Raw genomic sequence first — 10960 nt, 5'->3', positions numbered from 1 at the left:
CGCAAGTTCAAAACCGGGTGGGCGCTGCACCATCTACGGAGCGGTCTAGCAACCAAGGCTGGACACGGCATCCGCCCACCCTTTGCCCGAGGGCGACTCAGGCAAATCCACAATACAAGGCTGGACGACTGCAGGTCGGCCGGCAGTTCCTTGGGGACCTGGAGAAGAGCGCCGGCCTCAAAGTGCGCGTCCGGCCGACGAAAACGGCACGTCGTTCGACAACTCGATCTTTGCATCAAAGTGTCGGAGACTCGTCCTTCAGCATCGCGCGCCGCACGATGCGGATGGGCGCGAAGCCTTCCTGCATGAAGCGGTTGTGGAACGACTCCAGAGTGAAGGCGGCGCCTTCCTTTGCCTTCACGTCGTCGCGCAGCTTGAGGATCTCGAGCTTTCCGAGCGTGTAATAGAGGTAGGTCGGATCCGATGTTCCACGTTTCGTTTCGACCAGCCCGACCGCCCTCGACTGGAATCCTTCCTTGACGAAGAAATCGATTGCCTGCCCGAAGGTGATCTCGCCCGTGTGCAGCTTGATGCCGACGTAGAAGCGCGCATTGCGCAGCAGGGCATCCTGCAGCTGACCGAGTTTCAGCAGCTTCTGCTGACGTGGGTCGTTCGGAAACACCGACTGCGCCAGACCCTCATCGAGCATCATCTGCTCGCAATAATGGGCCCAGCCTTCCGAGTTGGTTGCAGCACCGAGGAGTTTGCGAACGCGATCCTTCACGTCGTGCATCCACAGGAACTGCACATAGTGGCCGGGATACGCCTCATGGACCGCGACGTTGCTGATCACCGGGTCGTTGAACTGCGCCATGAACTCCGCGGTGCGCTTCGGATCCCAGCCGGCCTCGGGCAGCGTCACGTTGAAATACGCTTCCTTCGCCGACGCTTCGAACGGCCCGGGCGTGTCCATCGACGCGAACGTGGTCGCGCGCATGAACGGCGGCGTCTCCTCGAGGATCGGACGCACGGTCGACGGAATCCTGATGATCTTTTTCTCCGCGATGAACCGGGTCAGGCCGTCGAACGTTGACCGGAAACTTTCCAGCAATTTGCCGGGTTCGGGGTGATCGGCCGCAAGATCGGCGAGTACCTGCGCCGTCGTCTTGTCGGGATCGAGTTCCTTCGCGACGCGCGCGAATTCGGCCTGGTTCTTGCGCAGGTCCGCGAGGTCGATTTCAATCAGCCGCGCGAGCGGCGTGTCGACCATTTCGTCGAAGAGCAGTTTCTTGCGGTAGGTCTCGGCACCGATACGGAAGTCGCCTTTCGATGCGGGAAGCAGCGTGGTCTTCAACCAGATCTCGTAGTCGCCCAGCGCCTTCATCACCGCGCCGTTCGATTCGGTGAACGTCTTTTTCAAATCGGCGTCGGTGACGTCGGCAAACGCGGCCGGCACGTCGTCCTTGAAGAAGCCGATCAGTCCGGGCATCTGTTCCAGCGCGATCTCGGTATAGATTTTCGGCGGATTCCGCAGATTCCTCTTTGCCGCCTGCAACACAGCAGGCATCTGTTTTTCGCGAGCGATGAGTTTCCGCAGCCGCTCCTCGGCGGATGCAAACTTGCGCTCGATGATCACGAACGCGCTGTTCGTGATGCCGCCGGAGTAAATATCCGGATTTTTCTCCCACGGGCGGATCGTCTGCAACGTCAGAAGAGTTCCCCGCATCGTGTTGAGCAGCAGATCGCGGTCGCCGCGGTGCTGCGGATCGAACGTGGACGTGTCGATCGCCGACACGCGCGTCTCGAATGCCTGCAGGGCCGACACCTGCCGATCGATGCCTGCGCGCGAATAATCTTCCAGCCGATCGTCGTACGCGTGGATGCCGTCCTGCGTTGCGATGGTCGGGTTGGTCGGGAAATAGTACGAGTCGAAGAACTCGTCGGCGAGGGTCGCCAACCGGGCGTTTCCGTCCGTCCCATCTGCGAACGCTGGTGCCGCAGAAAGGGACAACAGCGCAGCCAGCGCAAAGTGCAGGGGCAAGAAACGCTGGATCATCGTCAGAATCTCCGTCAGGCAGCGGGAACCGTCATGGTGGCGGCGCGCGCTCAGACCGTCCAGTGCCTTTCGTCCTCGAGCGGGGACTCGATTCCGCTACGCCGAAGGGGTTCCGATGTGCTCGTCCTGCTGGTGTTTCAGCAACATCGCCAGCACCGGAGGAGTGACGATCGAGGTGAGAAGCGACATGGCGACGATGACCGCATAGATCTCGTTGGAGAATACGCCCGCGACCAATCCGAGGCTGGCGATGACCACGCCAACTTCGCCGCGCGGCACCATGCCGACGCCGACGATCAGAGCGCTACGCTTGCCGAGCGATAGCGCGCCGAGGAATCCGCCGGCCAATTTGGACGCGATTGCAATGACGGTGACGACCAGCAGCATCCAGAGCGCTGCGGGTTGGGCAAATACGGCGAGTTCGATTTTTGCACCTGTGACAACGAAGAAGAAGGGCGTCAGCAACGCAAGAAGAGGCTGCATCTGATGTTCAAGTTCTTCGCGCTGGTGCATCTCCGAGGCGATCATGCCGGCGAGAAAAGCGCCGATGATCGCAGCGAGGCCAAACTCGGTCGAGAGATACGCAAGCCCGAGACAAATTGCCAATGCGATAGTGAGTGCGGAATGTGGATTGATCGGTTGGTCGAGCCAGTGTGCGCGCTGACGCATCACGCGTGTACCTACCCAGCCGATGACGACGACGAAGCCGACCGCCTGCACCAGCACGAACAAAAGACTGCCGAAGTTGACTCCTCCGCCCGCCTGCAATGACGTCACGACGCCGAGCAGCAGCATCGCCAGGATGTCATCAATCACGGCGGCGCCGAGGATCACCCTGGCTTCGATGCGGCCGAGCACACCAAGCTCCTGCAATACGCGCGCGGTGATCCCGGCGGACGTGGCGACAAACGCCGCTGCGACAAACAGCGACTTCGTCCAATCGAACCCGTTGCCGTGCGCCCATAGCGAGCCGAGTGCAAACGGAATGATGACTCCGAGCACTCCGACCAGGAACGCGCTGCGGCCCACCTTTTTCAGATCGTCGAGTCGCGTTTCGAGGCCAACCGAAAACAGCAGCAGCACCACTCCGATCTCGGCCAGCACGTCGAGAGGCGTGCCTGCGGCGATCTGCGAAGGCTGGATCCACCCGAGTGCGGAGGGGCCAATCGCGCAACCCGCGACGATTTCGCCGACAACCCCGGGCAGCTTCAGGCGCTGCGCAATTTCAGCGCCGATTTGCGCGGCGACGAAAATGGCGAAGAGGGTGAGCAGGATCGCGCCGGTTTCGTGCATGTCAGACGTGGTGGGTCGGAAGTCGACCGGGACTATTGCACAGCGCCTGCGTCGCGCGCGAGCAGTCCGGTCGACGCTGCTCGCGAGGTTTTCTGTCCCGCCGCGCGCCCGCATTGCCTTTTGTCGGTCACGCACCGATGCTACGGCGTCGATTCGCGAGATGGGAGAAGTGGCAGATGCGGGACGGCGAACACGGATCGCGCGAGCCGATGTCCAAGGTCGACACGGCCTGGCTGCGTATGGAGCGCCCCACCAATCGCATGATGATCTGCGGGGTGATGATGTTTGTTGCACCGATCGATCCGGTCGCGATCAGGCAGGTACTCGCCGAACGCTTCCTTGCGTTCCGCCGATTCCGCCAGAAGGCCGTGATGGGACCGTCCGGCGCGTTCTGGGAAACCGATGTCGATTTCGACATCGATTGGCATGTGCGCGTTGCGCGGCTGCCGGGTGCGTCGGACAAGCCGGAGCTGGAGCGGTTCGTCAGCGAGTTGACCTCGTCTGCGCTCGACACGTCGAGACCGCTATGGCAATTCCATCTGATCGAGGGCTACAACGCGCCATCCGGCGAAAGCGGAGGCGTTCTGGTCGCGCGCATCCATCACTGCTATGCGGACGGCCTTGCGCTGGTGCAGGTCTTGTTGTCGCTGACCGACACCGCGCCCACACCCGAAGCGCATGCCGAACTCGCGAAGACCTGGCTGAAACGCGATCGCGGCACCGTGCTCGAGCGTCTGCTCGAGCCGATGCAGGGTGGTCTGCAGAAAATGCTCGCCGCAGGTGAAAAAACCTGGGCCAAGGTCTCGCAGATGATGGCCGATCCCGCCGTCGCGGCGGAACTGGCCCACGAAGGCGGTGAGATCACCCGTGAATTGGCGATCGCGCTCACTTTGTCCGACGATCCGCCAACTGCGCTCAAAGGACCGCTCGGTGTCGCCAAACGCGTCGCCTGGGCGGAACCGCTGCCGCTGGAGGAAGTAAAGACGCTTGGCAAGGCGCTCGGATGCACCGTGAACGACGTGCTGCTTGCGTGTGCGGCTGGCGCGATCCGCGGCTATCTGCGCGACGGTGGCGAGGACGTCGACGGGCTCACCATTCGCGCGACCGTGCCCGTCAACCTTCGTCGGTTGGAGCACGCCAAAAAGCTGGGAAACCATTTCGGACTGGTGTTTCTCGACCTGCCGATCGGCGAAGCAAATCCGCTGCGTCGGCTCGAACGCGTCGCTGCGAGCATGCGCGACCTCAAGGGTCGTCGCCAGGCCGTCGTTGCATTCGGATTGCTTGCTGCGCTTGGCATGGCTCCCGCGGCGCTGCAGGGCCCCGCACTCGAACTCTTCAGTCGCAAGGCAACGGCGGTGGCCACGAATGTTCCCGGCCCACAGCAACCGCTGTTCATGGCGGGCGTCGAAGTGCGCGAGCTGATGGTGTGGGTTCCGCAAACCGGCTCGATCGGGCTGGGCCTCTCGATCCTCAGCTACAACGGTCGCGTGCACTTCGGCGTGATCGGCGACAGCAAACGCGTGTCCGATCCCGACGCAATCGTCAAACTCTTCGCAGAGGAATTCGAGAAGCTGCTGATGATTGCGTTGATGGAGGACTGGGACGAGGAGATTGCCGCAGGTGACGCCGAAGCGACTCTCCGTCGTCACCTTTGAGCGCACACCTCGAGATGGAATCGCAGTCCTCACGACATCGTGGCCATTCCGGAACCCGGTGCGCCATGTCGGGGGAGGTGGGTACGTCAACGGATCATTCCATCGGCGCTTGCTTGCGGTCGATTTGAGAAACGCACGGGAGACGGACGTGGCGGATAACAAAACGAAAGCGACGCGGATTACGGTCGAGAGTTATCTTGCGGCCATTGGCGAAGAGCGACGACGTACCGATTGCGAATCACTTGTCGATCTGATGACCAGGGCGACCGGGGAGGAACCGGTCATGTGGGGCGCGAGCATCGTCGGATTCGGCAGCTATCACTACAAATATGAAAGTGGCCGCGAAGGCGATTCATGCCTGGTGGGATTCTCGTCTCGCAAGGGCGACATCAGCGTGTATCTTTCGGGTGAATTCCCCGATCGAGAAGGGTTCCTCGCAAAGCTCGGCAAACACAAGTCGGGGAAAGCCTGCATCTACATCCGCACTCTTGGGGATGTGGATACGACGGTGCTGCAGCAGATGGTCGCTGTGTCGGTCGCGCACACGAGACAGACGCACGAAGCGGGCGGTTGAGGGATTTCGGGACACATCGACGGTCACCGATACCGGATCGGACTTGATTGCAGGAGCGCACATGCAGTTCCAGGGCGGGTGCCATTGCGGCAACATCAGCGTCATCCTTGACTGGCCGACCGATGCGACACGCATTCCGGCGCGCGCCTGCGATTGCTCGTTCTGCACCGCGCATGGCGCGGTATGGACCTCCGATCCTGCTGCCAAACTGGTCGTGCGGATCCGTGATGCTGCGCTCGTGGCGTCGTATGAATTCGGGACGCAGACGGCGGAATTTCGCGTGTGCGGGCGTTGCGGAGTGGTTCCCCTCGCGTCGTGCACGATCGAACGCGCTCGCTTTGCGGTCGTCAACGTGACTGCGTTGCGCGGCGTCGATGAGCAGATGGTGGTCCGATCGTCGTCGAATGTCGACGGAGAGGATATCGGGACGCGTCTTGCGCGGCGTCAACGCAACTGGATCTCGCAGGTGGCAATCGACGCAGCGGAGCTGACGTCATGACTCGCTCTGCGCGTGAAGGGCAGGGCAATCCGATCGCGCGGTACTTCTTGTGGGGCGTCTTCGTGGTGCTGTGGTTCGGAGGCTGTCACGCTGCGCCGGCATTGCATCCGGATGTGGCGCAGGAAGCGGCAGGCTGGGCGCAGGACGCACTCGCCGCGCCGGTATTCTGCGGAGACCTCGTGAGAATCGCCTACGATCCGACGAAAATTGCCGATGCATCGCCGACGTATTTCAACAACGTGACCGGAAAGGTCGTGGCGGTCTGCGACAACCCGATGGCGACGCGAGGCAAATCGGCCGGGCAGATAGTGACGTGTCCGCCGGTTGCGTGGACGTGCGAAGGTTAGACGCCGCAAGGCTGGGTCTTTCTCGCGGATCCGGAGCAGTCAGACGTCTCGCAGAACCATCAATCGCCGCTCGGTCATGTCCTCGATGGCGAACCGGATGCCCTCGCGACCAATGCCGGATCCCTTGACGCCTCCATAGGGCATGTTGTCCACGCGGAAGCTCGGAACGTCGTTGATGATCACGCCGCCCACATGCAGCGTGTCCCACGCCTGCATTGCGTGGCTGATGTCCTGCGTGAAGACGCCGGCCTGGAGTCCGTAGTCGGACGCGTTGACTTGCGCCAACGCGTCGTCAAAGTGCTTGAACGGAGCGAGAAGGGTGACGGGGCCGAACGCTTCCAGTGCGCTGATTTTCGCATCCGGCGGAACCTTCTCGAGCACCGTCGCTTCGAGGCGACTACCCTTGCGCCCGCCGCCACAGAGCACCTTCGCGCCTCTGGTGCGCGCTTCGTCGATCCACGATTCGAGCCGTTTCGCCGAGGCTTCGTCGATCAGCGGGCCGAGGAAGGTGGAGCGCTTCTTCGGATCACCTGCCTTCAACTGTTTCGTTGCAGCGACGAAGCGCCTGCGTACGGTCTCGTAAAGTGAATCGTGGATGAGGATCCGCTGTACTTTGATGCAACTCTGGCCCGACTGGTAGTAGCTGCCGAAAATCAGCCGGTCGATGACATCGTCGAGCCGCCGCTTCTGGTCGGCATCGACAATGCAAGCGGCGTTACCCCCAAGCTCGAGCACGACTTTCTTGCGGCCGGCTTTTGCCTTGAGATCCCAGCCGATCTGCCCGCCGGTGAACGACAGAAGTTTCAGCCGCTCGTCGGTGACGAACGCGTCAGCGTCGTCGACGGAGCAGGGCAATATCGAGAACGCCCCTTTCGGAAGGTCGGTCTCGGCGAGGATTTCGCCGATGATCAACGCACCGACCGGCGTTTTTCCGGACGGTTTCAAAACGAACGGGCAGCCAGCGGCAATCGCCGGGGCAACCTTGTGGGCCACCAGGTTCAACGGAAAGTTGAACGGCGTGATGAACGAACACGCGCCGATCGGCACGCGTTGCACGAAGCCGCGGTAGCCGTTGGAGCGTTCGGAAATTTCGAGGTTCATCACGTCACCGTCGATGCGCACGCTTTCTTCCGCGGCGACCTTGAAGGTGTCGATCAGTCGCGTCACTTCGCCTTCGGCATCCCGGATCGGCTTGCCCGCTTCGATGCACAGCGCCATTGCGAGTTCGTCGTGACGCTCTCGAAAGCGGGCGACACAGTGTTCAAGAATGTTCTGGCGTGCATGCGGAGGCAGACGACGCATTGGCGTCTCCGCTTTGACCGCGGCGGCGATGGCCTTGTCGATCGTTTTCGCATCGGCCAGAGCAACGCGGGTTGCGACCTTGCCCGAATACTTGTCGGTGACTTCGAGGGCAGTGTTCGGCGATGTCGCAGTGTTTGCCAGGTAATACGGATAGGTCTTCGCGAGCATCGGAGTCTCCGGCGATGGGGCGAGTATCACGCTTCAATCGCATCGCGTGAGGTGGGGGCTGAAACGCGCTGGTCAGGTTGGTTGGTGTGCGCTGCGGGGATGCCAAGCATGGACGCCGATCACCGAACGGACGCTCAACGGGGGTCGACCACCACGTCCATTTCGCCGTCCGCTACCCGTGCTCGCAGGGTTCCAGCCTCGCGTGCCTGGTCCACCGAGCGAACGACGCGACCCGATTCGCGTTCGAAAAGAATCGCGTACCCGCGATCAAGTGTCGCCAGCGGGCTGACCGCGTTGAGCGTGCGCGCGAGTTGTCCGAGGCGCAGCACACGTCGATCGAGTTGGCGCTCCATGTTGACTCGCAATCGCTCGCGAGTCGCGCTCACGCGGTCGGAGATGCGTGCCAGCTGAGCCGTCGGATGCTGTCCCAGCAATCGCGTACGCGCCTGCATCAGACGCGAAGTACGGCGATCGAGGGCGCCTTCAATGCGATGCACGAGTCGCTGACGCACGTTGAGTAGACGCTCGTCCGCCCGTGCGAGTCGTGCCTGCGGGCGCTGCGTGCCGAGGCGCGCCATCAGGTGGTCGAGATGCTGCACGCGCGACTCCAGCGCACGGCGAACGAGTTGTTCGATGCGCTGTCGATGGCGAGCCACGTTTCGTGACAGCTCAGTCGCCTCCGGCACCAGCAGCTCGGCGGCAGCGGAAGGGGTCGGTGCACGCAGGTCTGCTGCGAATTCGGCAATCGAAAAATCGATCTCGTGTCCGATCGCTGCAACGACCGGAATCGACGTTGCCCGAATCGCGCGCGCAACGGCTTCGTCATTGAAGGCCCACAGGTCTTCGAGCGAGCCGCCGCCGCGCGTCAACAGCAACACGTCGTGTCGAGCGGCCTTCGACGCTGCAGCCAGCATCGCGACGATTGCCGCGGGCGCGTCCTTGCCTTGCACGGGCACCGGTAGAATCTCCACGTCGACCATCGGGAACCGCCGGGCGAGTACGCTCAGTACGTCGCGGATGGCCGCGCCGGTGGGTGAGGTGATCACCCCGATGCGACGCGGCAACGTCGGAAGCGGGCGCTTGTCCGCCGCGTCAAACAAACCTTCCGCGGCAAGACGTGCCTTCAGTTGCTCGAATGCGCGCTGCAACGCGCCTTCGCCAGCTTCCTCCAGAGACTCGACGATCAACTGGAATTCGCCGCGCGCCTCGTACAGGCTGACCCGCGTCCGTGCAAGCACCCGCATTCCATCGACCGGCTTGAAGCGCAGCCACGTGCTGCGCGGCTTGAACATCGCGCAACGCACCTGCGCGCCGGTGTCCTTCAACGTGAAGTACAGATGCCCGGATGCCGGTCTGGACAAGTTGGATATCTCGCCTTCCACCCAGATGAGCGGGAGCGTGTCCTCGAGCAGGTCGCGCACGAACCGCGTCAGCGCAGAGGGCGTGTACACCTCGCGTACAACGGAAGTGGAAGACTCGGATTCTGACATCGGTTCGAAGGAAAGCGCAGGTCGGAGCAGGTTCGCGGCGTCGCGTGTCGGACGTCGAATCGATCCCGCAGGGACGTTGCAGTCTGCTCCAACGCTCGAACCCGGGCAACGGTTGACAGAGCGATCGACCTGCCGCGGCAGATCAGTCCGTGCGATGGCGCAATTTGAAATAACGCGCGACCAGACTCAGCCCGACCCAGATTGCCAGTGCGCACAGCGGCCACGCGACGACCCGTGGCCACACCAATGCAAGCGTGGATGCGACCAGCAGAACGATGCCAGCGCCGAGCAGCGGTCCGGATTCGGCGCTGCCGAGCACGCGCCGGTTGGTGATCGCCGCGCTCACGGTATTGGCGAGGCGCAACGCGCCCGCGGCCGCGCGACTTGAACTGCCCCCTTGCGCGCGTGGTCGCAACCCGCCATCGGGCCGGTCATTCCCGCCGCTCACCGTCGCGCGCGAACGGCGCGACATCTTCAACACGATTTCCGTCGCGTTGTCCAGATCGATGCGGTACTGCGCTTCCATGGTCCGCGCAAACTCTTCGTCCTCGATCGCGACGTCGATCTCGCAGTTGCCGAGCCAGCTGGAAATATTCAGATTGCTCGAGCCGACACGCGCCCAGCGGCTGTCAGCCACCGCGGTCTTGGCGTGCAGCATCGACCCATTCCATTCGAACACCCGCACACCCGCTTCGAGCAGCGGACGATAGCCGGCGCGCGACATCGATCCGACTGCCGGGATGTCGCTGGTTCCCGGAACCAGAAGGCGCACGTCGACGCCATCGCGTGCCGCCGCGATCAGTGCCTGCACATACGGCGCGACACCGACGAAGTACGCATCGGTCAGCCACAGGTTGGTGCGTGCCATGCCCGCGATCAACTGGTCAAGACGATACAGCCCTGCGATGTTCGGCACTGTCGCGACCACGCGCAGGTCGGTATGGCCAGCGACGAGACAGCGCCTGCCGGCGTCGATCACTTCCTGCGGCAGCGTTTCTCCCATCGACCGCCATGCATCGGCGAACGCGGTCACCATGCCGAGAAGGGCAGGCCCGCGCACGGCGACTGCGGTGTCGCGCCATGGCGCAATCTTGCGCGCCGGATCGCCGAGCCATTTTCCGCTGACGCAGATGCCACCGACGAATCCGATGGTGTTGTCGACCACCAGCAGCTTGCGGTGGTCGCGCGAGATCCAGCCGAACGGGCTGCTCCAGTGCAACGGGTTGTAGACGCGCACCTCGCCGCCGGCTTCGATGAGGGGATGCCAGAACGACGCCGACGATTGGCCAATGCAGCCGAGCCAGTCGCGAGCGACGAAGACGCGCACGCCCGCGCGCGCCCGCTCGACCAGCGCGTCGCGAAACTCGCGGCCAGTGGCATCGTTGGTGAAGATGTAGTTTTCGAACAGGATCGACGTATGCGCAGCCCGGATCGCTGCCAGCCACGCGTCAAAGGTCGCGCGGGCGTCGATCAGCAGGTCGACCGCATTGCCTTCGACCAGTGGTGCGCCCGCCGCCCGACTGAACGCCTGCTCTGCCAGCTGACGAAGCGCGGACGACGCGGAATCGGAGGGTGACAGGGGAAGGACAGGGGTCATCGGCGAGAGTGTACCGTCCGCGTCCACGCTTTCGACCGG

9 protein-coding genes are annotated in these 10960 nt (G+C 62.9%); 4 read left to right on the top strand and 5 right to left on the bottom strand.

Annotation, left to right across the window (positions count from 1 at the left end; translation table 11 throughout):
- Window positions 1-235 precede the first annotated feature (235 nt).
- Both ABIV12_RS11925 and ABIV12_RS11920 read right to left on the bottom strand, forming a co-directional pair.
- Window positions 236-1996 carry a DUF885 domain-containing protein gene (locus ABIV12_RS11925; protein WP_348059524.1) on the bottom strand — a complete coding sequence of 587 codons (1761 nt, stop codon included), beginning with the start codon at window positions 1994-1996 and terminating at the stop codon, window positions 236-238.
- A 96-nt stretch (window positions 1997-2092) separates the two neighbouring features.
- Entirely contained in the window at window positions 2093-3289 is a 1197-nt protein-coding gene (locus ABIV12_RS11920) for a cation:proton antiporter (RefSeq protein WP_348059523.1), read from the bottom strand.
- 209 nt (window positions 3290-3498) lie between these two features.
- Here ABIV12_RS11920 and ABIV12_RS11915 point away from each other — a divergent pair, with 209 nt between their 5' ends.
- From ABIV12_RS11915 to ABIV12_RS11900, 4 genes are all read left to right on the top strand, one after another.
- Window positions 3499-4944 carry a wax ester/triacylglycerol synthase family O-acyltransferase gene (locus ABIV12_RS11915; RefSeq protein WP_348059522.1) on the top strand — a complete coding sequence of 482 codons (1446 nt, stop codon included), beginning with the start codon at window positions 3499-3501 and terminating at the stop codon, window positions 4942-4944.
- A gap of 148 nt (window positions 4945-5092) precedes the next feature.
- Window positions 5093-5518, top strand: a complete 426-nt coding sequence (locus tag ABIV12_RS11910; protein ID WP_348059520.1) for a DUF1801 domain-containing protein — start codon at window positions 5093-5095, stop codon at window positions 5516-5518.
- A 61-nt stretch (window positions 5519-5579) separates the two neighbouring features.
- On the top strand, window positions 5580-6017 hold the full coding sequence (locus ABIV12_RS11905; RefSeq protein WP_348059518.1) for a hypothetical protein: 438 nt from the start codon (window positions 5580-5582) through the stop codon (window positions 6015-6017).
- Window positions 6014-6364 (top strand): hypothetical protein, encoded by a 351-nt coding sequence (locus ABIV12_RS11900; protein WP_348059516.1) that lies wholly within the window; start codon window positions 6014-6016, stop codon window positions 6362-6364. Before ABIV12_RS11905 ends, ABIV12_RS11900 begins: the two co-directional genes overlap by 4 nt.
- Before the next feature lie 39 nt (window positions 6365-6403).
- Here ABIV12_RS11900 and ABIV12_RS11895 read toward each other — a convergent pair whose 3' ends face one another.
- The 3 genes from ABIV12_RS11895 to ABIV12_RS11885 all read right to left on the bottom strand — a co-directional run bounded on the left by ABIV12_RS11895 (window position 6404) and on the right by ABIV12_RS11885 (window position 10921).
- Entirely contained in the window at window positions 6404-7834 is a 1431-nt protein-coding gene (locus tag ABIV12_RS11895) for an aldehyde dehydrogenase family protein (RefSeq protein WP_348059514.1), read from the bottom strand.
- Window positions 7835-7968: 134 nt separating this feature from the next.
- A complete protein-coding gene (gene xseA, locus ABIV12_RS11890; protein ID WP_348059512.1) occupies window positions 7969-9324 on the bottom strand; it encodes an exodeoxyribonuclease VII large subunit in 1356 nt (451 codons plus the stop codon).
- A 142-nt stretch (window positions 9325-9466) separates the two neighbouring features.
- Window positions 9467-10921: a phospholipase D-like domain-containing protein gene (locus ABIV12_RS11885; RefSeq protein ID WP_348059510.1), complete on the bottom strand. Its 1455-nt coding sequence runs from the start codon at window positions 10919-10921 to the stop codon at window positions 9467-9469.
- Window positions 10922-10960 lie beyond the last annotated feature (39 nt).

This window comes from Dokdonella sp., from assembly GCF_039926425.1.
In the GTDB taxonomy this organism is placed as follows: Bacteria; Pseudomonadota; Gammaproteobacteria; order Xanthomonadales; family Rhodanobacteraceae; genus Dokdonella_A.
This window is presented reverse-complemented; position numbering and strand designations above follow the sequence as displayed.

Excerpts from the sequence above, each read along its gene's own strand:
- ABIV12_RS11925 (WP_348059524.1), bottom strand. The coding sequence starts at position 1,996 with ATGATCCAGCGTTTCTTGCCCCTGCACTTTGCGCTGGCTGCGCTGTTG.
- ABIV12_RS11920 (WP_348059523.1), bottom strand. The coding sequence starts at position 3,289 with ATGCACGAAACCGGCGCGATCCTGCTCACCCTCTTCGCCATTTTCGTC.
- ABIV12_RS11915 (WP_348059522.1), top strand. The coding sequence starts at position 3,499 with ATGTCCAAGGTCGACACGGCCTGGCTGCGTATGGAGCGCCCCACCAAT.
- ABIV12_RS11905 (WP_348059518.1), top strand. The coding sequence starts at position 5,580 with ATGCAGTTCCAGGGCGGGTGCCATTGCGGCAACATCAGCGTCATCCTT.
- ABIV12_RS11900 (WP_348059516.1), top strand. The coding sequence starts at position 6,014 with ATGACTCGCTCTGCGCGTGAAGGGCAGGGCAATCCGATCGCGCGGTAC.
- ABIV12_RS11895 (WP_348059514.1), bottom strand. The coding sequence starts at position 7,834 with ATGCTCGCGAAGACCTATCCGTATTACCTGGCAAACACTGCGACATCG.
- xseA (WP_348059512.1), bottom strand. The coding sequence starts at position 9,324 with ATGTCAGAATCCGAGTCTTCCACTTCCGTTGTACGCGAGGTGTACACG.
- ABIV12_RS11885 (WP_348059510.1), bottom strand. The coding sequence starts at position 10,921 with ATGACCCCTGTCCTTCCCCTGTCACCCTCCGATTCCGCGTCGTCCGCG.